This is a genomic window from Brachybacterium sp. AG952 (genome assembly GCF_004362645.1).
Lineage (GTDB): Bacteria > Actinomycetota > Actinomycetes > Actinomycetales > Dermabacteraceae > Brachybacterium > Brachybacterium conglomeratum.
In genome coordinates, this window is sequence record NZ_SNXV01000001.1 from 886,902 (window position 1) to 910,455 (window position 23,554).

Below are 23,554 nucleotides of genomic sequence, written 5' to 3' on the forward strand. Positions count from 1 at the left end.
CCCGAGGGCTCCTGCCACGCGGGCGCGCGACCCTATGCCCGTCGGCCTCCGAGGTCGATGGGCACCTCTCCCCATGGGCGAGGGGTTGTGACCCGCGTCGCCTCGTGCCTAGGTTCGAGGGTGCCGACGTGGGGGAACGATCCGGCGACGGCGCCGTCCGACGCACCCGAGATCCTTGAGGGGACGAAGAACGATGACCACCACCAAGATCACGCATCGACTGGCCGGCGGGGCCGCGGCCTCGGCACTCGCCGTCGCGGGCATGGCCGTGCTCGCCCAGCCCGCGCAGGCTGCCGCACCCGGCACCACCACCGACCAGCTCACCATCCGCTCGGGCACCAGCACGGGCTCCGCCGCTCTCGGCACGATCCCCGCCGGCACCACCCTCGACCTCGAGTGCCAGACCGCGGGGGAGGCCGTGCAGGGCACCTACGCCAGCGAGTACTGGGCGAAGGTCAGCTACGACGGCGTGGACGGCTACGTCTCCCGCGCCTACGTGACCGTGCCCGACGCCGCCGGCCTCGGCGAGTGCGGCGGCGAGGACCCCGCTCCCGAGGATCCGGGCCTGTCCGCCGACCGCCAGGAGGTGCTCGACCGCGGCCAGACCTGGGTGGACCGCAACGTGCCCTACTCCATGGAGGCGTACACGAACGGTCCCGACGGCCGTCAGTACCGCACCGACTGCTCCGGCTTCGTCTCGATGGCGTACGGCCTGGACACCAGCTACTCCACGGTGACGCTCACCGAGCACTTCACCGAGATCCCGAAAGACGACCTGCAGCCGGGCGACATCATCGGCAATCTCGGCCCGGGCTCCGGCGGCGCCGCCGGTCATGTCGTCATCTTCACCGGCTGGACCGACGACTCCAAGACCTCCTTCACCGTCATCGAGCAGGCCGGCGGCGTCGGCGGCGTCGCGCGCACCCACACCTGGGGCACCGACTTCTGGAACCAGAACGCCTACCGATACAACGGCTTCTGAGCCCCGCCCCTCCGGCTAGGCTCGCGAGCGGGGGAGTGCAGCAGCACTCGCACGCACCACGCACGTGAGAGGGGCACGCATGTCGCAGCCGAACCAGCCCGACGACGGCCAGGGGAACGGGACCGGCCTTGGACAGGGAGGCACGGGGCAGGACGGGGGAGGGTACGGCTACGGCATGACCACGCCCGGAGCCGCACCGCCGCCCGGTCCTGCCCCGTCACCTGGTCCTGCTCCGTCGGCCGGTCCCTCCCCGTGGGCGGGGCAGGGGCCGACGGCGGGGACGGAGCCCTCGACGGCTCCGCCCTCCTCGCCCGGGCCTCCGCCGTGGAGCGGCTCCGCCCCGTCGGCCGCGCCCGGGCCGTGGGGATCCTCCGCGCCCTCCGCCCCGGGCCCGTCGTCCGGCCCCGGCTCGCCCGCTCCCGGCGCCGTGGCCGTCGCCGGCCAGCAGACCCTGTCGGCCGCGCAGGCGACCGCCACGCTGCGGAAGGTCGGGATCGGCACCCCGGTGCCCACCCTCGTCACCGGTGCGCTCGCCTATCTCGTCGCCCTCCTCGCGGCGCTGGTCGTGATCGTCTCGGCGGTCCTCGCCGTGCTCACCGCCGACACCGGCGCGAGCACGGACCCGACAGGCGGCGCGGCCGCCCCGGCCACCGACGACGCCGGATTCGCGGGGATCATCGGCCTGCTCGGGATCCCGTTCCAGCTGGTCGCCCTCGCGAGCTTCGGCTCCTACGACGCCGAGCTGCAGATGGGCTTCCTGGGGAGCCTCTCCCTGAGCTGGCGCGGCCTGCCGCTGCTGATCACCGCGGCGATGACCGTCTTCGCCTTCCTCGCAGCGCGCACCGCCCAGCGGCGATGGAGCTCCAACGGGCCGCTCGGCGCGCTCCTGTGGTCCGGCCTCTCCGGTCTCGGCGTCGCCCTGGTCGCGCTGCTGGTCACACGCCTGACCGCGTTCTCGATCGAGGACCCCGCGAACGGCCTCTCCCTCTCGATGCACGCCGCCGGGGCCGACATGTTCTTCGGCACCTGGACGCTGATCACGCTGCCGCTCCTGCTCGGCCATCTCGCGGGGATGCGCAAGCCCGACTGGTGGCCGCTGGTCGCCGACCTCGCCGCCGCGCCCCGCCTCGTGCTCGTCCACGCCCTCGCCTTCGCCGTGCCCGTCGGCCTCCTCGCCCTCGCGGCCGGGACGATCGTGCAGATCGTCGACGGGGAGGGGCGCTCCGTGCTCGGCGCACTGCTGGCGCTGCCGCTGTGGGGACCGACCGCTCTCGCGCTCCTGCCGGGCCTCGGGATGCTGGTCGTGCCGGTGCGCGCCTCCGTGCGGGGAGACGTGGGCGACCTCGGGCTGGGGAGCGGCATCACGCCGCAGAGCGGCACGCAGAGCCTGTGGTTCGTCGACCTGCCCTGGTACGTGTGGCTGCCGATGGTGCTGATCGCGCTGCTCGTGCCGCTGCTGATCGCTCTGCTGTGGCACCGGGACCGGGAGATCCCGGCCGGGAACGTGATCGCGCAGGTCACCTCCTGGGCGGCCCTCCCGCTCGCCTACACGTTCTGCTCTCTGGTCCTTCTCGCGCTGGTGCACGTGCGGATGGACGCCGAGATGGGCTTCCTCGGCGCGATGGGCGTCTCGATGTCGCTGGCCGCCTGGATGCCGGTGGTCGCGTTCTTCCTCGGCCTCGCCGTCGAGGTGATCGCGCGCTTCGGCGCTCCCTTCGTGGACCGCTTCGTGCCCGGCCCGCTCGTGAACTGGTTCCGCCGCTCGGCGCGGGCGCGTCGCGCCGAATCGGCCGCCCCGGCCGCGCCCGTCGGGGAAGATGGACGGTCGTGGACGACGTCGAGCGCAGCTCCCCGCACCGGGGACGGGAGGAACCAGGGATGACAGGTCAGGACCAGGGACAGCAGGGCGAGTCGCGCCCGGAGGCGATCGGCGACGACCGCGCCGCCGGCTCCGAGGCGTACTTCGTCCCGGTCGGCCCCGACACCTACCTGCCCAGCGAGCACGCGGGCGGCGCGTGGAGCGACGACGAGCTGCACATCAGCCCCGTCGGCGCCCTGCTGGTGGAGCATCTCGAGCGCTGGCGGGCTCAGCACGCCGACCCCGACAAGGTGCTCGGCCGGATCTCCATCGACATCCTCGGCCAGCTCCGCCGCGGACCGATCGAGCTGTCCACCCGCATGCTCCGCCCCGGCCGCACCATCGAGCTGCTCGAGACCACCGCCGTGATCGCCGGGCGCGAGACGCTCCGCGCCCGCAGCTGGGTGATGTCCGCGCAGGAGACCGCCGAGGTCGCCGGCACCGAGCTGCCGCCGCTGCCCGGACCCGAGGGACTGCCCGAGCGGAGCATGGCGGAGGACTGGACCGGTGGCTTCATCCACAGCATCAGCCTGCGCGACGCCGAGCCGAAGCGGCCCGGACGCGGCCGCAGCTGGCTGCGCGCCGAGCATCCCCTGATCGAGGGCGAGGAGACGGGCGAGCTCGCCACCTTCCTCATCCCCGTCGACGCCTCCAACGGCATCGCGGTGCGCGAGACGCCGCGCGAATGGATGTTCCCGAACCTCGACCTCACCATCCACCTGATGCGCCGGCCGACGGGCCGCTGGCTGGGACTGGACACCACCGTCTCCTTCGGCCCCACCGGACAGGGGCTGACCAGCTCGGTCCTGCACGATCAGGAGGGACCGCTCGGCTCGGTGCAGCAGACGCTCACCGTCCGCCCCATCCCTCGCGAGGCGTGACGAGTCATCTGCCGATGGCAGGTTCTGCGAGATCATCGACGCGTGTCGGCCGCCCCTGCGGCTCGACCGCTCCTCGGGGCTCACGGGCCCGTGGCAGGACGGCCGGCATCCCGCTGCGCTTCGTGGGCGGCGACAAGATCCAGCTCGAGTTCGAGCTGTCCCTGATCGAGCAGGGCTGAGCCGGACACTCGCAGTGCGATGAGCGGGCGACGCCGGGGAACGGCGCCGCCCGCTGACGCATACCCTGACTGCCATGCCGCACCTGCTCTGCCTCGACCTGGGGACCTCCGCTGCGAAGGTCGCGCTCCTGGATCTGGACGGCACCGTCCATCGCCGGGCGGAGGCCCCGTACCCCACCCGCCACGCGGCCGACGGGACCGCGGAGCAGGACCCCCGCGACTGGGAGCGCGCCGCCCGCGCCGTGATCGCCGAGCTGCTCGAGGCGGCGCCCGCCGCGAAGGCGTCGGGTGATGGCGCGGCGCCGGCGCCCGTGCCGGATACGGCGCCCGACGTCGAGGTGGCGGCGCTCGTGCTCACCGGGCAGATGCAGAACCTCGTCCCCGTCCCGCGCTCGGGGGCCGCGAGCATCGCGATCCTCTACTCCGACACCCGCGCGGGCGCCGAGGCGGAGGAGCTGCGCGCCGCGCTCGCCGCGGACGGCGTCTCCTGGGACGCGCTGACCGGCAACCTGCAGGACGCGACCAGCTGCGCCGCGATGCACCTGCGCCTGCTCCGGACGGCCCCGGAACAGCTCGCGGACCTGCAGGGCGTCGTGTTCGGCCCGGCCGGATACCTCGTGGCGCGGATGGGGCTCGGGCTCTGGTGCGATCCGACGACCGCCGCGACGACGGGACTGCTCGAGGCCCGCACCCGCGACTGGTCGCCTGCAGTCGCCCGCGCCGCCGGGCTCGATCCGGCTCTGCTGCCCGCGCTGACCGGTGCGGCAGGTCAGATCGTGGGACACGCCGGCGCGGAGGCGACGGCGCTTCTGGGCGTGCCGGACGGGCTGCCCGTCGTGCTCGCCCCGGGAGATGCGGGCGCCACGACCTGCGGGATCGTCGGCCTCGCGCCGGGCGACGCCTACGTCTACCTCGGCACCAGCGGATGGCTCGCCTCGGTGCTGCCCGGGACCGGGACGTCGCCGACGGGGGCACAGGACGCCGGCGGGGAGCCCGACGGGGACGAGCCCGACGGCGTGGAGTCGGCCGGCGAGGGGTCAGCCGGTGATGAACCCGCCGGCGTCTCGCACCACCTCGCTCTCGGAACGTCGTCGGCGACCGCCGAGCCCCCGATCCTGCGGATCTCCGCGCTGCTCTCCGCCGGCGCCGCCGCGGACTGGGCCCGGCAGGCTGTCCTCGACGGCGCGGACCCGGGCCGGGCCGATCAGTTGCTCGAGGCGCGGGAGCAGGAGCGCGGGCGCGGTCCGAGCGGGCTGCTCGCCCTGCCCTCGATCGTGGGGGAGCGGTTCCCGGTCCGGGACGGGGACCTGCGCGGCGCCGTAGTGGGAATCGACGCGGGGACCCGGGGCATCGATCTGTACGCCGCGATGCTCGAGGGCGTGGCGCACGGACTCGCCCACGGGCTCGAGCACGCAGACGGTACCTCTCCTCGTCCGCTGCCCGTGACCGGGGGCGGCGCCGCCTCCGCGCCCTGGCTGCGGATCCTCGCCGACGTCACCGGCCGCCCCGTGCGCACCGTCGACGGGACCGACGCCGCACTGCTCGGTTGTGCCCTCGTCGCCGCGGAGGCGCTCGGCCTGGACCACGCCCTGGTCCCGTTGGGTGCCCGGCAGGAGGCGGCGACGATCGTCCCTGACCCGTCGGCCGCAGCGCAGCATGCCGCGCTGCGGCCCGCGCACCGCGCCCTGTACGACGCGGCCGCACAGGTGCAGCGACTCCGCTGAGACGAGGCGGGCGAGCGGATCCGGAGGGGGCGCCGGCACGCTGGTGCAATGGCGCCGCAGCCGACGAGGGTCGCGGGAGCGGGGAAGACGGCGTAGGCGCGCAGGAGGAGCGGAGCGGTCAGACACTCGAGCTGCGTCAGTCGAGGCAGAACTCGTTGCCCTCCGGGTCGGTCATCACGATGAAGCCACCGCTCATCGGCGGCTCGGGCTCGTGGCGCCGTACTCGCATCGCGCCGAGCGGGAGGAGCCGCTCGCACTCCGCCTCGAGCGCCGCCATCCTCGCCTCGCCCTCGAGGCCGGGCGCGGCCCGCACATCGAGATGGACGCGGTTCTTGGCGACCTTCTCCTCGGGGACGCGCTGGAAGAAGAGCCGCGGCCCGGCCCCCTCGGGGTCCTCCAGGGCGGAAACGTCGTTCCGCTCGGATGCCGGCACGCCCAACCCGTCCAGGAACTCGTCCCACGCGGCGAGCGCGTCACGGTCCGTCGTCGGGTCGAACCCCGGCGGGCCCGGATGCACGTAGCCGAGCACCTCCTTCCAGAACATCGAGAGGCTGCCCGGGTCGCGGGCGTCGAAGGTGACCTGGAACGTGGCGCTCATGGGGACTCCATCGTCGTCGGGGAGTGCAGGGGGTTCTGACACGGCGATCGTGTCCGGAGACGAGGACGGATCCTGTCCTCGAAGGTGCGCCGGAGCCGGAACGGGGCGAAGACGCAGAGTGCCGGAGGGCCTGACTCGGGGCGTCGACGGGCCGGCAGCGAAGCGGTGTCCGCAGGCCCGTGAGCGGAGGCCCCGGTCCCGCTCGGCCGCCCTGCTCAGCCCGCCTGCGCGGCCTCGTTCGCGCGGGCGAACTCCTCGTCGGTGACCGGTTCGAGCCAGGTGACCGTCTCGCCGTCCTCGTCGGCCTCCTGCGCGGCGATGTGCGCCATCCGCGTCCCGGCCATTGCGCCGTGCCAGTGCTCCTCGAGGGGCGGGATCCAGACGGTGCGACCGGGCTCGAGAGTCTGCACATCCCCCGCCCGCGTCACTACCAGGCCCACGCCTGCGGTGCCGTACAGGGTCTGGCCGCGCGGGTGGGTGTGCCAGTGGGTGCGGGCGCCGGGCGCGAAGTGGACGTGGGCCATCGCGAGGCGGGACCCCTCCATCGGGCCGCGCAGCGCCTCGTGGAGCACGGAGCCGGTGAACGCGTCGGCCGGTGCCTGGGCGGACTGGGGGACGGGGAGCTTCTGCATCGATGCCTCCTCGGCGAGCGGTGGTCCCCATGAGATACCGGACGAGTGCGCAGGGGCAAGGGTGTGGACGGACGGGCCGGTCCGGGAAACGGATCGTTCCTCCACAGGGAATTCTGGAGGGAATTGCTGCTTCGCGGTGATGTGGAGGAACGGTCGGTGCGGGAGGCGGGGTGCCAGTGGATGCGGTGCGCATCCGAGCGTGCAGGTCATAGACGTTCGAGGTGTGTCGGCGTCGACGTGTCGTGGGCTCTTCTCCCGGTGGCGGGAGAATCGTGCTTCGGCGCTGTCCACAATTTTCGTCGGGCCTTTCCTCTGTCAGGGGTGCGCGGGAGGATGGGGCCATGACAGCGACGACGTCCCCGCAGCCCGCCCCGGAGCAGCACGCTCCGGAGCAGGTGCTCGCCGAGCTGCATGCGGGCGGTCCGTCCGCGCTCGCAGAGCTCCTCGGGGACGTCGACCACCTGCTCACCTCCCTTGCGATCGACCCGCAGAAGATGTTCGAGGTCGGCGCTCGGCCGCGGCAGGAGATCAAGAACCTGCTGGACATGATCCACGGCGCGCTCAGCTCCCTCGCGGCGCTCGAGGCCCGCACCCTCGTCGCCTTCGCCGAGGCGCACCTCCGCGACCGGATCGACGCGGCACGGGACGACGTCGCCCACGAGGACGACTTCCTCCCGCCGCTCGAGCAGCTCATCCGCCAGTCCGATCGACGAGCCTCGGCCGACATCACCCTCGCGACCCACCGCTCGCCCGCCACCGCGAGCTCCAGCCTGGCCGCAGCCCGCCGACTCGTCGGCTCCATGCCGCGCATGCTCTCCGCACTCGGCCGCGGCGCGATCACACCTGCCGTCGCGTATGCCGCGGCCACCACCTCCGCCCCGCTGACCGACCAGCAGCGCCGCGACGTGGACCAGGTGCTCCACGAGCGTCTGCCCGAGATGGAGGGTGCCGGCGTCAAGGCCTGGCGAGGAGCGGTCGTGGCCGCCGTCGGCGAGCTCGACCCCGACGGAGCCGCGAGCCGGCACCTGATCGCCCGCCGCTCCCGCCACGTCACCCTCACCCCGGGCGAGCACGGCATGGCGACCCTCAGCGCCCATCTTCCCGCCCTCGACGCGAAGCGGGTCCACAAGCGGCTCTCCCTCGAGGCCGAGCGACGCAGGTCCGAGGGGGACCGGGAAGGCCACGGCGCGATCATGGCCGATGCGCTGGTCGCGACCCTGCTCGGCCGGGACAGCGGGCTCGAGCTCGAGACCCTCGACGTCGGCGTGATCATCACCGACCGGGTTCTGCTCGCTCCCGAGCACGGCGACGCGGCGTACATCGAGGGATACGGCCCGGTGCCCGCCGAAGCCCTGCGCGCCGAGCTGCGCGCAGCCCTCGCCGCACCGGAGGACCCGGCCTGCGACCGCTACGGCCCTGACGGGCCCTCGATCAGAGCAGTGCTGCGGAAGCTGTTCCAGCACCCCGCCCGCGGGGAGATCGTCGCCGTCGAGTCGAGAGCCCGCGAGTTCCCGCGGGCCCTGAAGCGCTTCCTGCACCTGAGAGATGGTCGCTGCCGCGCCCCGTACTGCGACGCGCCAGTGCGCCAGTACGACCACATCGTCCCGCACAGCCGCGGCGGTGCGACCAGCCTCGACAACGGCCAGGGGCTGTGCGGACACGACAACCCCGGCAAGGAGGACGCCTACGCGACCGTCGAGCGCCTCGGAGACCAGGCCGCCGACGGCCACCAGGTGGAATGGACGGGCCACAGCGGGGCGAGCGTCGTCCGACGGGCCCAGCGCCTCGGGCCGACCGCCTTCGTGGTGATGCCCGACGACTCGCAGGCACGGGAAGCGACAGCGGCGGGCAGGCCGGAAGGCGCCGGCGGATCCGACGGGGAGCCGCTCGAGACCAGCGGTCTCGCCGACGGGGAAGAGGGCGGGATCAGCGAGACCACGGACGCGGAGGCCTGCACCATGACCCGTCCGATGAGCGCTCAGGTGCTCACCCGCACGATCCCGACCCGCGCCGTGCGGCCTGCGGGCCCCTCCGGGCATAGGAGCCCGCAGGCGCCCGGGCCCGGCAGGATCCCTCACGACGAGGGGCGATCCGGGAGGTCATCCACGGGATCGCCCCTCGCTCCGAGAGTTCGCCGGGCTCAGCGCGCTGCGCGCCGCAGCCAGGCGGTCGTCGCGCCCGGCAGCAGGATCTCGTCGTCCTCGCCGCCCTCGAGCGGGCTCGAGGCGATCAGCACCTCGCCCTCCGGCAGCGCGACCGGCGCCTCGCCGAAGTTCGTCACCGACAGCCAGCCGCCCGGACGCTCGAAGGCCAGCACCTCCTCGGTCGAGAGAGTCTCGTCCCAGGTCAGCGACTCCTCGGACTGCAGTTCGCGGCGCAGTCGCAGCGCGGCCCGGTACATCTCGAGCGTCGAGCCGCGCACACCGTCCTCGGCCTCCACCGAGAAGTCCGCGAACCATGCCGGCTGGGGGAGGTGCGCACCGCCCGTGCCGAAGCCGAACGACTCACCGGTGCGCGTCCACGGCAGCGGCACCCGGCAGCCGTCACGGCCCAGGCCGTCGAAGCCGCGGTCCTCGGCCGTGGTGCGCCAGAACGCGGGGTCCTGCCGCTGCTCGTCGGGGATCTCGGCGACCTCGTGCAGGCCCAGCTCCTCGCCCTGGTACAGGTACGCGCTGCCCGGCAGCGCGAGCTCGAACAGCGTCGCCGCCCGTGCCCGGCGCAGCCCCAGCGCACGGTCGATGCCGTCCTCGGGACCGCCCGCGAGCACCCACTCCGCGCCCTGCTTCACGTCCCTGCCGGCCCGCGGCGGCAGCCCGTACCGGGTCGCGTGGCGCACCCCGTCATGGTTCGAGAACACCCAGGTGGTGGAGGACCCGGTGACCTCCGACTGCGCGAGGTTGTCGGTGACGATCTCCCGGAAGTGCGCGGCGTCGAAGTCCGCCTCCATCAGGTCGAAGTTGAACGCCTGCCCCAGGCCCTCGGGGCTCGCGTACTTCGCGCGACGCTCCGCCGTCTCCACCCACGCCTCGGCCACCGCGATGCGCGGCGGATCGTAGCGGTCGAACAGCTCGCGCCACTCCGCATAGATCTGGTGCACGTCGTCCCGGTCCCACAGCGGATGCGTGCCGTCCTTCGGCATCTCCTTCAGCTCCGCCTTCGACGGCAGCACCTCCGTCAGATCCTTCGCCAGGCCGTGGGCGACGTCGATCCGGAACCCGTCCACCCCGCGGTCCGACCAGAACGCGAGAGTGCGCAGGAAGTCCTCGTGCACCTCCGGGTGCTTCCAGTTGAAGTCCGGCTGCTCGGTCGCGAAGGAGTGCAGGTACCACTGCCCGTCCGGCACCCGCGTCCACGCCGGGCCCGAGAAGATCGAGGTCCAGTCCGCCGGCGGCTCCTCACCGTCCTCACCCCGCCCGTCGCGGAAGATGTACCGCTCGCGGGCGTTGGAGCCCTTCGGCGAGGCGAGCGCCTCCTGGAACCACTCGTGACGGTCCGAGGAGTGGTTCGGGACCACGTCCACGATCAGGCGGATCCCGACGCCGTGCAGCGCCGCGACCATCTCGTCGAACTCCTCGAGCGTCCCGATCCGCGGATCCACGTCGCGGTAGTCGTCCACGTCGTAGCCGCCGTCGGCCAGGGCCGAGGGGTAGAAGGGGCTCAGCCACACCGCATCCACGCCGAGCTTCTGCAGGTACGGCACGCGGGAGATGATCCCGCGCAGGTCGCCGATCCCGTCGCCGTTGCCGTCCGCGAACGACCGCGGATAGATCTGGTAGACGGAGGCCTGACGCCACCAGTCCGCGTCGGCCTGCAGCGCGGCGGGAAGGTTCTGGGGGACGGTGGTCACGATGGGGGATCCTCCGGTCGAGCGGGTGTGGTGGTGAAGGGGCTGGGTCACTTGATCGCGCCCTGGGTGAGGCCCGACATCACCCAGCGCTGTGCGAACAGGTACACGATGATCGCGGGGGCCATCGCCATCAGGTACGACGCGAAGGCCACGTTGTAGTTGTTGCTGAACTGCGTCTGGAACATGTTCTGCAGCACCGGGACGGTCTGCAGCGCCGGGTCGGAGATGATCAGCGAGGGCATCATGAAGTCGTTCCACGACTGGATGAAGGCGAAGATCCCGACGGTCGCGCACATCGGTCCCAGCAGCGGCAGGATCAGACGCCAGAACACCCGCCAGGTGCCGGCGCCGTCCATCCGCATCGACTCCTCGAGCTCGAGCGGGATGGTGCGCAGGAACGCGGTGAACAGCAGCGTGTTGAACGCCATCGCGAAGGCGACGTGCAGGATCGCCACGCCCAGCGGGTTGTCCAGCCCCAGAATCCCGGTGAGCTGGATCTGCGGCAGCGCCACCACCGGGAACGGGATGAACATCGCCGCCAGCAGGTAGAAGAACGACCAGCGGAACAGCCGACGGTCCCAGTTGCGCACGATCGCGTACGCCGCGAGGGATGAGATCACGATCTCCCCGGCCACCGCGACCACGGTGATGAACAGCGAGATCGCGAAGGCGCGCGGGAAGTTCGTCAGGCTCCACGCCTCCGCGAAGCTCGACAGGGTCAGCGGCGAGGGGAGGCTGAACGCATTGCCGTCGACCGCCTGCTCGGTGGTCTTCAGCGACATGTTCACGGTGACGAAAAGCGGCACCAGCACCGTGAGCGCGCCGAGGATAAGCAGCGCGGTCGTCGTGACGTTCACGCGGTCGCGGCCCACCCGACCGCGTCGGCGGCGGCGCGGAGTCGGGGCGGTGCTCGAGGACGAGCCCGAAGGCGAGCCGGAGGACGAGGCGGGTGCGAGGGGTGCGGCGGTCGACATGCTCAGAGCACCGTCCTTCCACGGGTGAGGCGGAGCTGGAGGCCCGCGAGCGCGATCGAGATCAGGAAGAACACCATGGCGTTGGCCATCTGGTAGGCGTAGTCCCCGCCATCGAAGCCGCGGAAGATCGACATCGCGACCGAGCGGGTGGCCACTCCCGGCCCACCGTCGGTGAGGCCGACGATGATGTCGTAGGCGTTGAGGTAGTTCTTGAAGCCGAGGATCGTGTTGATGACGACGAAGCCGGAGACCAGCGGCAGCGTGATGTGCCACAGGCTCTGCCGTCCCGTCGCGCCGTCGATCGACGCCGCCTCGTACACATCGGCAGGGATCGTGACGAGCCCGGCGATGTAGATCAGCATCGTCGCGGGGATGGACTGCCAGGCCGTCACGATGACGATCGCGACCCATGCCCAGTCTTCGTTCGCCAGGATCGAGACCGACAGCGCCTCGGAGCCGAGCGCCTCGCCGAGCATCGGCACGGTGTTCGCGAACAGGTACTGGAACACGAACGCGATGACGATCCCCGAGATCACCATCGGGATCACGTAGATCGTGCGCAGCGCCGCGGTGAAGCGGATCCGGGAGGTCAGCCCGAGCGCCAGCAGGAACGCCAGCGCGTTCACGAGCACGACGGTGACCAGCGCGAACCCGAGGGTGAACAGGTAGGAGTCCAGGATCCCCTGGTCGCGGAACATCGCGATGTAGTTCCGCAGCCCGATGACGTCCCAGTCCCCGAACCCGATCGAGTTCGTGAAGCTGTAGGCGAAGCCGAGCACGGCCGGGAGCGTCACCGCGAGGGTGAACAGCGCCAGCGCCGGCAGGAGGAACAGGTGGTAGAGAGGGTCGGTGCGGCGCCGTGAGGGGCGCAGGACGGACCCGCGCCCGGTCGCCGGGGCGTCCGAGGCCGCGCCGTCCGCGGTCCCGGGCTCGCGCGTCGGTGTCGTCGTCGACATCGGTGCTCCTTGTCGTGGGGTCGTCATGCGCTCACTCCCGGAAGGCCATGCGGGCCCAGTCGGCGTCCATGCGGGCCAGGACCGGTTCGGGGTCGGCGCCGCCCGCGATCGACTGGATGTAGTTCTCCGCCGGGATCGAGCGGGGGATGAACTGCGAGGCGCCCATGTAGAAGCGGCCCTCGTCGTAGTACCGCTGCATCTCGACGATGCGGTCGTCGGTGACGGGCGGGGCGTCGGTCCTCGTGCCGAAGGCGAGGAACTCCGCGTTGTAGGGGTCCTGCACCTCGGGCCGCATCAGGAACTGCGCGAGCTCGCGCGCACCCTCGGGGCTGCTCGCCGCCTCGGGCACCCACAGCGACAGGTCGATGTTCACGCGCACCTTGAGATCGGCGGGGTCGTCGGTCATCGGCAGCGGGAAGGTGCCCAGCTCGACGTCCGTGCCGGCCTTCGCGATCTCGCCGAGCGCCCAGGGGCCCTGGAAGTACATCGCGCCCTTGCCCTGGGCGACCGCGGTGTTGCCGTCGCCGTAGCCGCGGTTGGGGGCATCGGGGTTCACGAACGCGAGCAGCTCGCCGAGGCGCTGCATCGGCTCGAGCAGGGTGCGCTGGAAGGAGACCTCGGAGTCGGGGCCGACGTCCTCGCCGATCTCGTCCATCCGCCGGTAGAACTCCCGCACGTCCACGAGCCCGCCGACGGTGTAGTCGAACAGCCCCTGCGCCACCGTCCATGCGTCGAGGAAGGTCGCGTAGATCGGGATGACGTCCGCGGCCTGCAGCGTCTCGCACACCGCGAGCAGCTCGTCCCAGGTGGTGGGGACCTCCAGGCCGTGCTCGTCGAAGATCCGCCGGTTGTAGATCACCGAGGCGGCGGTGACGGAGTAGGGGAGCACGCTGGTGCGGCCCTCGTAGGTGGGATACCAGTCGGCGAGCTCGGCGACGTCCTCGCGGATCTGCCCGGCCACGGGGAGGTCGGAGAGGTCCGAGAGCGCCCCGCGCTCCATGAAGCGCCCCATCTCGAGGTTGTAGTTCAGGCAGCCGAGGTCCGGCGGGCTGTTGCGCACGAAGCTCGCCGAAAGGTTCGTCGCGATGTCGTGCTGGACGGTGAAGCGGGCCTGCGCCTGCGAGAACTCCCCGGCGAGCTGCGAGAAGTAGGGGATGGCCTCGGGCTTGGACTGGTAGAGCGTCAGCTGCGAGCTGCCGCCGCCGGTGCCGCAGGCGGAGAGGGCGGAGGTGGCGAGGGCGGCGCCCGCGCCGGCGAGCACGCCGCGTCGCGAGGGCCGCGTCGGCGCGTGCCGCGCGTGCCGGCTGATCGAGGATGACACCATCGTCTCCTTGGAGGGGAGCGGAGTCGCCGCAGTGATGCGACGGTAGTTACGCTAGAGGTTATATTTACGACCTATCGAAAGTATGGAGGGCGTGGTCCGGACATGTCAACACCGCCGCGAACCGGGCAGAACTCCCAGGTCGGAAAGGTGCGGTCCGCCGACCGCGGGGTCAGCTCGCCCCAGCTGATGCGTCGGGCGAACCGTCAGGCGCTGCTCCAGCACGCCCTCGGCGCCGAGGCCTTCACCGCGGCCGACGCGATGGCCGCCACCGGGCTCACCCGCGCCACCGTGCTCGGCGTGTGCGCCGAGCTCGAGCAGGCCGGATGGCTCGAGGAGGCCCCCGCCGAGCGCGACGGCGCCGCCCCGCGAGGCCGCCCCGCCCGCCGCTTCTCCCTGCGCGCGCAGGCCGGGATCCTGCTCGCCGTCGACGCCGGCCAGCACACCCTCGCCGCCCATGCGGCGGACCTGCGCGGCCGCGAGCTGGCCGCCGAGCGCCTCGTGCTCGAGGACGCTCCGCTCGTCGGCGACGACCTCGAGGCCGGCGCCGCCGCGGCGGAACGACGCCTCGAGGCGCTGCGCGCGCTGCTGGACCGGGTGAGCGCGCGGGCCGGCGCGCGAGGTCCTGTCGACGCGGCGCGCGCAGAGGGCTCCCACGACGCGGCCGGCGCGGTCGACGCTCTCACCGCGGCCGGCGCGGCAGACGGCCGAGGCACGGCCGGGGCACCCCGACTGCTCACCGTCGTGGGCGTGCCCGCCCCGGTCGATGCCGAGGGGCGCTCGCCGAGCGGCGACGCCGGCTACTGGCCCGCCATGAATCCCGGCCTCGTGGACGCGCTCGACGGCCCCGTCCTGGTCGAGAACGACGCGAACCTCGCCGCGCTCGCGGAGCGCGCCCACCTGGCCCTCTCCGGCGCCGACGCGGACCACCTCGCCGCCCTGCTCATGGGCGAGCGCTTCGGCGCCGGGCTCGTCGTCGACGGCCGGCTCCTGCGCGGCGCCGACGGCGGCGCGGGCGAGATGCGCTTCCTCGACGCCGTGCTCGGCGACCACCGTGGAGCCGACGGTGTCGCCGCCCTCGCCCGGCGATGGGCGCTCGAAGCGCTCGAGGCGGGGGAGACCTCCGCCGCGCTCTCGGCCCTGCCCCCTGCCGAGCTCGGCGCGAAGGACGTGTTCCTCGCCGCCCGCGACGGCGATGCGCTCGCCCGCGCCGTGCTCGAGCGCATCGGCGACCGCCTCGCCCGCATCGCCATGATCCTCTCGAGCCTGATCGCCGTGGACACCGTCGTCGTCGCCGGCGCGATCGCCGAGGCCATCGACCCCGTCCTCGAGCATGCGCGCGAGGCGCTGCCCCGGATCGGGACGCCGCCCCTCCCGCAGCTGCGGGCCAGCTCCCTCGGCCGCGACGTCGTCGTGCGCGGGGCGCTGGAGCTCGCCCTGACCCGCCTGCGCGAGGACCCGCTGGCCCTCCTGGCCACGGGCCCCGTCCAGGACCCCCATCCACCGACCGAAGGGAACCGCACGTCATGACCGCAGCAGCACCGCAGGCCGCAGCACAGCAGGAGGGCATGCGCCGACTCCGCGCCGGCGTGATCGGCCTGGGCTGGGCCGGCCAGCAGCACCTCGCCGCCTACGCCGCCGACCCCACCGTCGACCTCGTCGCCCTCTCCGCGATGGAGGAGCACCTGCTGGAGAGGTTCGGGGAGGAGCACCAGGTGCCCGGCCGCTACCGGGACTGGCGGCAGATGCTCGCCGAGGCCGAGCTCGACGTCGTCTCGATCGCGACGCCGACCTTCCTCCACGCCGAGATGGCGATCGCCGCGCTCGAGGCGGGCGTGCACGTGCTCACCGAGAAGCCGATGGCCCAGACCGGCGAGGCCGCCGCCTCGATGGTCGAGGCGGCCCGCCGCGCCGGACGCGTGCTCGAGGTGTCCTTCAACCACCGCCGACGCGGCGACGTCACCGCGCTGAAGTCCGTGATCGACTCCGGCGTCCTGGGGGACATCTACTACGCCAAGACCGGCTGGATCCGCCGCCAGGGCATCCCCGGGCTCGGCACCTGGTTCACCAAGGCCGAGAGCGCCGGCGGCGGCGCGATGATGGACATCGGCATCCACATGCTCGACATGACCCTCCACCTCCTCGGCGAGCCGGGCGTCACCGCCGCCTCCGCCATGACGCACGCCGAGTTCGGCCCCCGCGGCCGCGGCGGCTCCGGCTTCGGCGTCTCCCAGCTCGAGGACGGCGCCCCGTTCGAGGTCGAGGACCTCGCCACCGCCTTCCTGCGCCTGGACGGCGGGGCGACGATGCTGCTGGAGTCCAGCTGGGCGCAGTGGATCCCCGAGGACCTCTGCTACGTCACCCTCTACGGCGCCGACGGCGGGGCGACGATCGAATGGGCCGGCGGGCCCGGAAACCACCGCATCACCGTGTGGACCGAGGTCGAGGGCATCCCCGCCGAGCTCAGCCCGCAGGTGGGCGAGGACCGCGGTCACGCGGGCGCCATCGCCGAGTTCCTGCAGGCGGTCCGCTCCGGCGACGTCGCCGCCCACGACGGCTCCCTGGCGCTGCGCCGCGCCCGGGTGATCGACGCCTGCTACGCCTCCGCCGCAGCGGGCGCCGAGGTCGCCGTCGAGGGCTGAGCGCCCCGCGCGCCGAACCCCCTCGGCGACGCCCCATGACGAGAGGCGCCCCCGACACCGCACGGTGTCGGGGGCGCCTCTCGTCGGTGCCGGCACTCAGCAGCGCCGGCAGATCCGGAGCCGCAGGCTCACTCGCCCTCGACGGGCGGGAGCACGTCGGGGTTCTCCTCGAGCCAGGCCTCCACGGCCTCGGCCTCCTTGCCCTCGCCGAACTCGTTGACGACCTTGTCCTCGAGGGAGCCGAACTGCTCGTCGGACAGCTTGGCGCCGGCGATCCACTCGGCGGCGTCAGGGAAGTCCTCCTTGAAGCCGGTGCGGCCCAGGTGGTGCAGCGCCTCCGGCTCGCCGAAGGCACCCTCGGGATCCTCGAGCGCCTTCATGTCGTAGGCCGGCATCGCCCAGAAGGGGGTCCAGAGCGTGACGACGATGTCCTCCTCGGCGTCGATCGCGTTCTCGAGCTCCGTGATCATCGCGGTGGTGGAGGACGTGACGAGCTCGTAGTCGTCGAGGCCGTAGCCCGGGATCACGCTCTCCTGGGTCGCCTTGGTCAGCCCGGCGCCCGGCTCGATGCCGACGATCCGGCCGCCGAAGCGGTCGGCCTGGCCCGCGAGCTCGTCGATCGAGGTGATGTCCACGTACTGCGGCACGGACAGGTTCAGCACCGCGCCCTCGTAGTAGGCGACCAGGTCCTCGATGTCGTCGCCGTACTCCTCCATGTAGGAGGCGTGGGTGACCTCGGGCCAGGCCGAGGGGAACATGTCCACATCGCCCTGGGCGAGGCCCGCGTAGAGCACGCCGGCCTCGGTGATCTGCTCGTGCTCGACCGTGTAGCCCATGGCGGTCAGGCGGTTGTCGAGCAGGTAGGCGAGGGACAGCCCGTCGGTCCACGAGGGGATGTAGCCGAGCGTGATGGTGTCGCCGCCCGAGCCGCCGCCGTCGGAGCCGCCTCCGCTCTCGCCCCCGCCGCCGCAGGCGGCGAGGCCGAGGCCCATCAGGCCGGCGCCGCCGATCAGGGCGGAGCGTCGGGTGAGGGGGCTGGCGGCGGGGCGTCGTGCGCCACGGGGGCTGAGGGGGAGTCGTCGGGTGCTCATGAGGGAGTTCCTTCCGTGGGGTTTCTGATGGATCCGTCGGTCGCCGGTCTCAGGCGGCGGCCGCGTGGTCGGTGCCGCGACGGGACAGGGACTTCCTGATCAGTGCGATCAGGGAGGTCGGGTAGCCGCTGGGGTCTCCGATCGCCGCGGTGAGGCGGTCGAGGTAGACGGCCAGGACCACCACGGCCAGGCCGGCCTCCACGCCGAGGGGCAGGTTCTGGGTGGAGATCGCCTGGACGACCTCCTTGCCCAGGCCGTCCGCGCCGACCATGCCGGCGACCACGGCCATCGACAGGGAGAGCATGATGACCTGGTTGACGCCCGCCATGATGGTCGGGATCGCCAGCGGCAGCTGGATGCCGCGGAGGATCTGGCCGCGGGTCGCGCCGAAGGCCTCGCCGGCCTCGACGGTCTCCCCGTCGACCTGACGGATGCCGAGCTCGGTCATGCGCACGCCGGGCGGCAGCGCGAAGATGATCGTGGAGAAGATGCCCGGGACCACGCCGATCGAGAAGAAGGTGACCGCCGGGATCAGGTAGACGAAGGCAGGCATCGTCTGCATGAAGTCCATGACCGGCTTCACGATCGCGCTGACCGTGCTGGAGACGGCCGCGAGGATGCCCAGCGGCACCGCGATCACGACCGCGAACACGGTCGCCACCAGCACCAGCGCCATGGTCTGCATCATCGTCTCCCACTGCTCCATCGAGATCACGATGGCGAAGCCGATCAGCGTCGCGAGCGAGAGCTTCCAGGACCGGAACACGAAGGCGATCAGCGCGAAGACCACGACCATCACCAGCGCGGGCGCCAGCAGGAGCAGGTCGGTGAGGCCGCCGATCAGGAAGTCCATCACCGTGGAGAAGAGGTCGAACAGCCAGGAGACGTTCTCCTTGAGCCAGTCGATGCAGGCGTCGATCCAGTCGCCGATCGGGAGGCGGGGCATGAGGGCGTCGTCGGGGTTCATCGTGCGTCACCTCCGCGGCGATCGTCGGCGGTCGGGGCGTCCTGCGCGGCGTCTCCCGGGGCGCCGGGGTCCACCGGTCCGGGCGGCGGATCGACGGCGGGGGAGGAGCTCTCTCCCTCGCCGATCACGCCGAGCGCGGTCAGCAGGGTGACCCGGGGGATCACGCCGGCGAACCGGCCCTCGTCGTCGACGACGACGAGCGGCGCGTCGTGCTGCGCGGACTTCCCGAACAGCTCGGCGACAGGCGTGTCGTGGCTGACCACCGCCATGTCGTGCACGTCGGACCAGGGCAGCTCGTCCTGGCCGAGGCGCACCGCCTCGGCGACGTCGTCCTGCCAGATCACGCCGGCGGGGGTGCGGTCGCGCTCGAGCACCACGAGCCAGGAGTTCTGCGTCTCGCGCAGCAGCTTGTGGGCGGTGCGCGGGCCCTGGCCGATGCCGAGGGTCTCGCGCGGCTGCTCCATCACGGCACCGGCCACCAGCACGCGGGTGCGGTCGACGTCCTGGATGAACTTCGCGACGTAGTCGTTGGCGGGCTCGTTGAGGATCTCCTCCGAGGAGCCGATCTGCTCGATCCGGCCGTCGCGCATCATCGCGATCCGGTCGCCGAGGCGCATCGCCTCGTTGAGGTCATGGGTGATGAACAGGATCGTCTTCTCCAGGCGCTGCTGCAGGTCGACGAGCTGGTCCTGCATGTCGCGCCGGATCAGCGGGTCCAGGGCGGAGAAGGCCTCGTCCATCAGCATCACGTCGGTGCCGGAGGCGAGGGCGCGGGCGAGGCCGACGCGCTGCTTCATGCCGCCGGAGAGGGCGGAGGGGCGGTAGCCGTCCCAGCCCTTCAGGCCGACCATCTCCAGCGCCTCCTTCGCCTTCTTCTCGCGGTCGGAGCGGTTCACCCCGCTGATCTCGAGCCCGTAGGCGGCGTTCTCGCCGACGGTGCGGTGGGGGAGCAGCGCGAAGTTCTGGAAGACCATGGAGATGCGGCGACGGCGCACGTCCCGCACCTGCGCGGGGGACATCTTGGAGAGGACCTCCTCGCCGATCCGGATCTCGCCGTCGGTGGCAGGGAGGAGCCCGTTGACCATGCGGATCAGGGTGGACTTCCCGGAGCCGGACAGGCCCATCACCACGAAGATCTCCCCGGGGTCGACGCTGAAGCTCGCATCGATCACGGCGGCGGTCAGGCCCTGCGCGCGCAGGTCCTCACGGGAGCGTCCGCTGCGGAGCTCGCGCACTCCTCGCTCTGGGCGGCGGCCGAAGATCTTGTACAGACCCTCGGCGGAGATCACAGGTGGCACAGGGGCTCCTTCGGTGGCGACATGACGTGCGCGATGCCGAGCGGGGCGTCAGGGACAGAGGGCGCAAAGGGACCCGGGCGGCATCCGGCGATCCCTCACTCTAGGCCTCGCCGGTGGGGAAAACCGCCTCGGAACAGGCGTTTCAGGTCGTGCGAAGGGGGCTGGGAGCGTCTGCGGGAGGGTGGCGGGGAGGGTGGGGGATCGATGAGGAAACGGCCTGGCCTGCAGGGATGCGTCCGCCGGACGGGACGACCGACGGCCGATCCGACTGTCCGACAATCGGGACATAACTATTCGGTCACGCCCTGGCCGGACGGGGGCGCCTGCCCGTCGACGACCTGCGGAAGGGCGGTGACGGCGCGGGGCCGTCAGCTCCGTGGCGGGAGGGCTTCGGCGAGGAAGCCGAGGGTCTGCTGCCAGGCCGCCTCGGCGGCGCCGGCATGGTGCAGACCGGGGTGGGGGTTGTCGAAGGCGTGCCCCGCCCCCTGGTGGAGCACGAAGCGCACCTGCTCGCGGGTGCCGCCGGCGGTGACGGCCCCCCGGATCTGCTCGACCTGCTCGAGCGGGATGAAGGCGTCGGCCGTGCCGAAGTGGTGCAGGCTCGGCACGTCCACAGCTGCGGCGCGGTCCAGCAGCGTCGGCAGCGCGGAGCCGTAGTAGCTGACCAGGGCCGAGACCGGGCGGTCCTCCTCGGCGGCCGATGCGGCGGCGGAGAACGCGAGCCCGCCGCCGTAGCAGAAGCCCACCAGGCCCACCCGTTCGGAGTCGACCGCGCCGTGGGCGCGCAGCGCGCCGATCGCTGCGATGGCATCGGCCTCGGCGCGCTCCCAGGGCACGCGCGAGGTCAGCGCCATGCCCTCCTCGAGCCAGACCTGGAAGTCCTCGCCGTCCTCGATGCCGACGACCGGCGGGTCAAGCCGTGCGAAGAGCTGCGGGGCGAGTACCGCGTAGCCGCGGGCGGCGAGATCCGCGCAGCGCTGCTGCATGTAGGTGGAGAGTCCGAAGATCTCCTGCAGCACCACGAGACCCGGCACGGGCTGATCGAGGTCCTCGGGCAGCCAGAGCAGCCCGGGCAGGTCGTCGGCGTCCGTCGGGATCTGAAGCGTCGTCGCACTCACGCCCCGACCCTACCCCGCGCTCGCCCGGCATGCCCGGGGCCGTCGTGCGGAGGGCGTGCTGCGGGGCCGGCGGACTCAGGAGAACAGGGCGAGGGCGTACACCGCGAAGAGCAGCAGGTGCACGGTGCCGTGCACCGCGGTCACGCGTGGAGCCGCCGCGGAGACGGCCGAGACCGCGAAGGTCACGCCGAGCAGCAGCAGGTTCACGGGCGACTCCGCCAGCACCACGGGGCTGCCGATGGCGAGTCCGATGATCAGCACGGTCGGGATGGTCAGCGCCAGGGTCGAGACGAGCGCGCCGTGGCACAGATTCACCACCCGCTGCATCTCCCCGCCGGCCGCCGCACGGAGCGCGGTGAGCGTCTCGGGGGTGAACACGATCGCGGCGATCAGCACGCCGGACAGGGCGATCGGGGCGCCGAGCCGGTCCAGCCCCTCGTCGAGCAGTCCCGCCATGTCGTGGGAGAGCAGCACGATCGGCAGCACGGTCGCGACGAGCAGGAGCACGCGCAGGCCCAGCTCCGCCCGGTGGCGGGAGAGCGTCGCGCCGATGCCGGGGGAGGAGTCCTCGGTGTCGGAGGCGTCCGCGGCGTCGGCGGGCTCCTCGGCGGACTCGTCGGCCGCGGGGAGCTCCACCTCCTGGAACTCGATCGCCTGCGCGCCGGTCTGGCGCCACAGGAAGACGGCGTACACGGCGACGGTCATCACCGCAATCGCGACGCCCTGGACGGGGGCGTAGGCACCGTCCTCGCCGAGCACCGTCGGGACCGCGAAGGCCATCGCGCCGAGGCCGATCAGCAGCACCAGGTAGACGGAGGTGCCCGTCCGGTTCACGTGCAGCGCCTCGCGGCGGATGCCGCCGACCAGCAGGCACAGGCCGAGGACGAGGTTCATGATGATCATCGAGACCGCCATGACGGAGTCGCGGGCGATGGTCGCGTGATCGCCCGGGCCGAGCATCACCGCGGCGATCAGCACCACCTCGATCACCACGATCGACAGGGTGAGCACCAGGGTGCCGTAGGGGTCGCCGAGACGGCGGGCGAGGGCCTCCGCCTGCGCGACCACGCCGCCGGCGGCGATCACGATCACCGCGACGATCGCGGCGAGCGCGAGCGCGAGCAGCGCCGAGGACAGCGCGCCCGGGGCGGGGGAGAGCAGCATCAGCGCGGCGACGCCCGCCCAGCCGAGCAGCAGGCGCGAGATCGCGCTGCGGTCGAGCACCATGCGGAGGAGGTCCCTCCCGGCGGGGGCGGGGCCCGGGGAGTCGGGGCCGGGGGAGCCGACGGGCTCGGGGGAGCGATCGGGTGCGGCCGACGGGGACGCGGCGCGCGGCCAGCGGGTGCGGGACGAGGGGCTCATCGGATCTCCTGCGAGGCCGTCCTCGTGGTGCGTCCGCGGGCCGGGTCGTCCCGGCCGGGGCGCCGATCTGCCCTCGGCGCCCTCTCACCGTAGCCCGTCGCGCCCGCCCGGGTCAGCTCGTGGTGAGCGGTCCGACCAGGGCGGGCGCGAAGTGGGAGGCGAGGGCGCGAGATGCGCCGGCGTTCAGACGTCCGCCGGGCTGCCGATGCCGACCAGCAGCCCCTGGTCGCCGTCGGCGAAGGCGCCGGGGGCGACGTGCAGCTGCCAGGAGTCGCCCTCGGCGGTGGCGGCCGTGCAGTCCGTCGTCCCGAACTCCTCGAAGTCCAGGCCGTCCTCGCAGATCACCTCGGACCAGTCGGCCATGCCGGCCACCGGCACGTAGGCGTTCTCGGAGGTGAGGGTCTGCAGGGTCGCGTCGGCGACCTCCTCCGCGCCGAGCGGCTCGGCCCCGAACATCGAGCCCTGGCCCAGGCCCGTCAGCATCACGTTCTCCTGGGTCAGCTCGCTCGCCTCCTCGGGGAGCTCGGTGCCGGTGGAGAACAGGACCGCGACCCGATAGCCGCTCTCGAGGCCGTCCTCGTGCGGGACGGCGACCGTGCTCGCGACCCACTCGTGCGTCGGGGCGGTGTCGTCCGGGCTCGTCGGCCCGACGCAGCCGGCGCTCTGCCCCAACTCGACCACCAGCTCGTCGGCGCACTCGGCGGTGCCGCCGAAGGGCTCCGCCAGCAGCGCGGCGAGGTCGTCGTCCGCAAGGGTCGGTGCGCCGTCCCCGGAGGTCTCGTCGATGCCGAGGTCCGTGACCAGGAGGATCCGGGTGCGCTCGCCCGCGGCGCCCGGATCCCCCTCCTCCTGGTCTCCCGCACCCTCGTCGTCCCCTGCCTCGTCGGCGGACTCGTCGCCGGCGTCGGCGCCGGACCCGGCATCGTCCGACGGCTGCTCCTCGCCGGACTGCTCCTCCGTCGCGGTGGCGGGCTCCTGGGCGCCGCCGTCCCCGGTCCCGGCCTCGTCCCCCGCCCCGCAGGCCGTCAGGCCCAGCAGCGCCGTGCAGGCCGCGAGGGCCATGCCGCGGCGCAGACGACGGGTGGTCGTGGTGCGTGCGTCGAGGTGTCCCATCGGGGTCTCCG

19 protein-coding genes are annotated in these 23,554 nt (G+C 72.7%); 6 read left to right on the forward strand and 13 right to left on the reverse strand.

Going from position 1 to position 23,554, the window contains the following annotated elements:
* Positions 1-193 precede the first annotated feature (193 nt).
* The 4 genes from DEU31_RS03900 to DEU31_RS03915 all read left to right on the forward strand — a co-directional run bounded on the left by DEU31_RS03900 (position 194) and on the right by DEU31_RS03915 (position 5,624).
* The gene (locus tag DEU31_RS03900) at positions 194-982 is read left to right on the forward strand and encodes an SH3 domain-containing protein (protein ID WP_133675895.1); all 789 of its coding nucleotides are present in this window, start codon (positions 194-196) and stop codon (positions 980-982) included.
* Positions 983-1,409: 427 nt separating this feature from the next.
* Complete coding sequence (locus DEU31_RS03905) at positions 1,410-2,864, forward strand: hypothetical protein (protein WP_133675897.1); 1,455 nt, start codon at positions 1,410-1,412, stop codon at positions 2,862-2,864.
* On the forward strand, positions 2,861-3,721 hold the full coding sequence (locus DEU31_RS03910; protein WP_010550420.1) for a thioesterase family protein: 861 nt from the start codon (positions 2,861-2,863) through the stop codon (positions 3,719-3,721). Before DEU31_RS03905 ends, DEU31_RS03910 begins: the two co-directional genes overlap by 4 nt.
* 253 nt (positions 3,722-3,974) lie before the next feature.
* Entirely contained in the window at positions 3,975-5,624 is a 1,650-nt protein-coding gene (locus tag DEU31_RS03915) for an FGGY family carbohydrate kinase (RefSeq protein ID WP_133675899.1), read from the forward strand.
* Positions 5,625-5,760: 136 nt separating this feature from the next.
* On the opposite strand, the gene DEU31_RS03920 is transcribed toward DEU31_RS03915, so the two are convergent.
* The 7 genes from DEU31_RS03920 to DEU31_RS03950 form a co-directional block, all read right to left on the reverse strand.
* Positions 5,761-6,222 (reverse strand): VOC family protein, encoded by a 462-nt coding sequence (locus DEU31_RS03920; protein WP_133675901.1) that lies wholly within the window; start codon positions 6,220-6,222, stop codon positions 5,761-5,763.
* 215 nt (positions 6,223-6,437) lie between these two features.
* On the reverse strand, positions 6,438-6,854 hold the full coding sequence (locus DEU31_RS03925) for a cupin domain-containing protein (RefSeq protein ID WP_133675903.1): 417 nt from the start codon (positions 6,852-6,854) through the stop codon (positions 6,438-6,440).
* Between the two features lie 206 nt (positions 6,855-7,060).
* Positions 7,061-8,584 carry a hypothetical protein gene (locus DEU31_RS17065; RefSeq protein ID WP_243733701.1) on the reverse strand — a complete coding sequence of 508 codons (1,524 nt, stop codon included), beginning with the start codon at positions 8,582-8,584 and terminating at the stop codon, positions 7,061-7,063.
* Positions 8,585-8,994: 410 nt separating this feature from the next.
* The gene (locus tag DEU31_RS03935) at positions 8,995-10,701 is read right to left on the reverse strand and encodes an alpha-amylase family glycosyl hydrolase (protein WP_133675905.1); all 1,707 of its coding nucleotides are present in this window, start codon (positions 10,699-10,701) and stop codon (positions 8,995-8,997) included.
* 47 nt (positions 10,702-10,748) lie between these two features.
* Positions 10,749-11,675 (reverse strand): carbohydrate ABC transporter permease, encoded by a 927-nt coding sequence (locus DEU31_RS03940; protein ID WP_133675907.1) that lies wholly within the window; start codon positions 11,673-11,675, stop codon positions 10,749-10,751.
* Between the two features lie 2 nt (positions 11,676-11,677).
* Positions 11,678-12,631 (reverse strand): sugar ABC transporter permease, encoded by a 954-nt coding sequence (locus DEU31_RS03945; protein ID WP_010550412.1) that lies wholly within the window; start codon positions 12,629-12,631, stop codon positions 11,678-11,680.
* 31 nt (positions 12,632-12,662) lie between these two features.
* Positions 12,663-13,955, reverse strand: coding sequence for an extracellular solute-binding protein (locus DEU31_RS03950; protein ID WP_133675909.1), 1,293 nt, complete (start codon positions 13,953-13,955; stop codon positions 12,663-12,665).
* A gap of 102 nt (positions 13,956-14,057) precedes the next feature.
* Here DEU31_RS03950 and DEU31_RS03955 point away from each other — a divergent pair, with 102 nt between their 5' ends.
* The gene (locus DEU31_RS03955) at positions 14,058-15,482 is read left to right on the forward strand and encodes an ROK family protein (protein ID WP_243733703.1); all 1,425 of its coding nucleotides are present in this window, start codon (positions 14,058-14,060) and stop codon (positions 15,480-15,482) included.
* On the forward strand, positions 15,479-16,594 hold the full coding sequence (locus tag DEU31_RS03960; protein ID WP_243733705.1) for a Gfo/Idh/MocA family oxidoreductase: 1,116 nt from the start codon (positions 15,479-15,481) through the stop codon (positions 16,592-16,594). Before DEU31_RS03955 ends, DEU31_RS03960 begins: the two co-directional genes overlap by 4 nt.
* A 128-nt stretch (positions 16,595-16,722) precedes the next feature.
* Here DEU31_RS03960 and DEU31_RS03965 read toward each other — a convergent pair whose 3' ends face one another.
* The 6 genes from DEU31_RS03965 to DEU31_RS03990 form a co-directional block, all read right to left on the reverse strand.
* A complete protein-coding gene (locus tag DEU31_RS03965) occupies positions 16,723-17,685 on the reverse strand; it encodes a glycine betaine ABC transporter substrate-binding protein (RefSeq protein WP_010550408.1) in 963 nt (320 codons plus the stop codon).
* Between the two features lie 49 nt (positions 17,686-17,734).
* Entirely contained in the window at positions 17,735-18,652 is a 918-nt protein-coding gene (locus DEU31_RS03970) for a proline/glycine betaine ABC transporter permease (RefSeq protein ID WP_053918171.1), read from the reverse strand.
* Positions 18,649-19,950: a glycine betaine/L-proline ABC transporter ATP-binding protein gene (locus tag DEU31_RS03975; protein ID WP_100199667.1), complete on the reverse strand. Its 1,302-nt coding sequence runs from the start codon at positions 19,948-19,950 to the stop codon at positions 18,649-18,651. The genes DEU31_RS03970 and DEU31_RS03975 overlap by 4 nt, the downstream gene beginning before the upstream one ends.
* Before the next feature lie 368 nt (positions 19,951-20,318).
* Complete coding sequence (locus DEU31_RS03980) at positions 20,319-21,068, reverse strand: dienelactone hydrolase family protein (protein WP_010550405.1); 750 nt, start codon at positions 21,066-21,068, stop codon at positions 20,319-20,321.
* A 75-nt stretch (positions 21,069-21,143) separates the two neighbouring features.
* Complete coding sequence (locus DEU31_RS03985) at positions 21,144-22,430, reverse strand: calcium:proton antiporter (RefSeq protein WP_133675911.1); 1,287 nt, start codon at positions 22,428-22,430, stop codon at positions 21,144-21,146.
* 183 nt (positions 22,431-22,613) lie between these two features.
* Positions 22,614-23,543 carry a hypothetical protein gene (locus tag DEU31_RS03990; RefSeq protein WP_133675913.1) on the reverse strand — a complete coding sequence of 310 codons (930 nt, stop codon included), beginning with the start codon at positions 23,541-23,543 and terminating at the stop codon, positions 22,614-22,616.
* Between the last annotated feature and the right edge of the window lie 11 nt (positions 23,544-23,554).

Excerpts from the sequence above, each read along its gene's own strand:
- DEU31_RS03900 (WP_133675895.1), top strand. The coding sequence starts at position 194 with ATGACCACCACCAAGATCACGCATCGACTGGCCGGCGGGGCCGCGGCC.
- DEU31_RS03910 (WP_010550420.1), top strand. The coding sequence starts at position 2,861 with ATGACAGGTCAGGACCAGGGACAGCAGGGCGAGTCGCGCCCGGAGGCG.
- DEU31_RS03915 (WP_133675899.1), top strand. The coding sequence starts at position 3,975 with ATGCCGCACCTGCTCTGCCTCGACCTGGGGACCTCCGCTGCGAAGGTC.
- DEU31_RS03920 (WP_133675901.1), bottom strand. The coding sequence starts at position 6,222 with ATGAGCGCCACGTTCCAGGTCACCTTCGACGCCCGCGACCCGGGCAGC.
- DEU31_RS03925 (WP_133675903.1), bottom strand. The coding sequence starts at position 6,854 with ATGCAGAAGCTCCCCGTCCCCCAGTCCGCCCAGGCACCGGCCGACGCG.
- DEU31_RS03940 (WP_133675907.1), bottom strand. The coding sequence starts at position 11,675 with ATGTCGACCGCCGCACCCCTCGCACCCGCCTCGTCCTCCGGCTCGCCT.
- DEU31_RS03945 (WP_010550412.1), bottom strand. The coding sequence starts at position 12,631 with ATGTCGACGACGACACCGACGCGCGAGCCCGGGACCGCGGACGGCGCG.
- DEU31_RS03950 (WP_133675909.1), bottom strand. The coding sequence starts at position 13,955 with ATGGTGTCATCCTCGATCAGCCGGCACGCGCGGCACGCGCCGACGCGG.
- DEU31_RS03955 (WP_243733703.1), top strand. The coding sequence starts at position 14,058 with ATGTCAACACCGCCGCGAACCGGGCAGAACTCCCAGGTCGGAAAGGTG.
- DEU31_RS03960 (WP_243733705.1), top strand. The coding sequence starts at position 15,479 with ATGACCGCAGCAGCACCGCAGGCCGCAGCACAGCAGGAGGGCATGCGC.
- DEU31_RS03965 (WP_010550408.1), bottom strand. The coding sequence starts at position 17,685 with ATGAGCACCCGACGACTCCCCCTCAGCCCCCGTGGCGCACGACGCCCC.
- DEU31_RS03970 (WP_053918171.1), bottom strand. The coding sequence starts at position 18,652 with ATGAACCCCGACGACGCCCTCATGCCCCGCCTCCCGATCGGCGACTGG.
- DEU31_RS03985 (WP_133675911.1), bottom strand. The coding sequence starts at position 22,430 with ATGAGCCCCTCGTCCCGCACCCGCTGGCCGCGCGCCGCGTCCCCGTCG.
- DEU31_RS03990 (WP_133675913.1), bottom strand. The coding sequence starts at position 23,543 with ATGGGACACCTCGACGCACGCACCACGACCACCCGTCGTCTGCGCCGC.